Origin of the sequence: Weissella sp. DD23, from assembly GCF_001579105.1 — a bacterium.
Lineage (GTDB): Bacteria > Bacillota > Bacilli > Lactobacillales > Lactobacillaceae > Weissella > Weissella cibaria.
Genome location: NZ_KQ970395.1, coordinates 82,816 through 83,620 on the forward strand (window position 1 = coordinate 82,816; position 805 = coordinate 83,620).

1 protein-coding gene is annotated in these 805 nt (G+C 45.2%); it reads right to left on the reverse strand.

The features are described 5' to 3' along the window. Positions 1-43: 43 nt before the first annotated feature. The coding region (locus WEIDD23_RS09060; RefSeq protein ID WP_197458867.1) for a DUF3324 domain-containing protein at positions 44-805 on the reverse strand (762 nt) is incomplete at its 5' end.

An 805-nucleotide genomic window follows, 5' to 3' on the forward strand; every position in this document is an offset into this window, starting at 1 on the left:
ATGATCTTGATTAGTCCCTTTCTCATTAGTTTTGCTCACTTTCTTACTCATCATCACGACGGCGCTTCCATAGAATGAACCAGAACACTGTAATCAAGACTGCTAGTAGTACAGCTAACAAACTCCACCAATTAAAGGCATCCTTTGTAACCGTAAAGTCCGCCTTGTTGTATTGCGTTGCCTCTGATCCCGTAATCGTGAATGTCTTTTCAAAATGCCAGCGGTGGGCAAACTTTGTCGTCTTAGCGGCATCCGTAAATTGATAGCCACCTTGATCATCTTTTTGACCATATGCTGTTAAATCTAGGACATACTTGCCTGGCTTCATCGCAGCGCCGTTTGCATACGCGATTGCCAGGTCAAAATTTGAATTTGGCGCCATTTGCTGATCCGTATTCGTTTGTGATAATACCGTCTTATCACTGTCGGCCTTTTTAATGATAGCGACCGTTGTAAAGTCGTTAATATACTTTGCCAATGGATTTTGCAAATTAGCCTTAATCACATTACGGGCGTTCACTTGACCAGCAGCCACTGTATGCAACTGCAAACCAGACCGTTGAATTTGATTAAATGTAAACGGTGTGTCTTTTTGTTGTCGCATCAGAACGGCAATTTGGAAGGCATAGACATTTTTCACCGCCATGCCGGCACTGGCTGCCTGGGCATGTTGTTGTGAATCCTTGTCGCGGAAAGTGAAAGCGCCCGACGAAATACCCGTTAGACCGGCTTGCGGTACTGTGACATGCGCTGTTACCTCCTTGGTTTCACGTGCCGCTAGCGTCACATCTTGTGGTACCGTAAT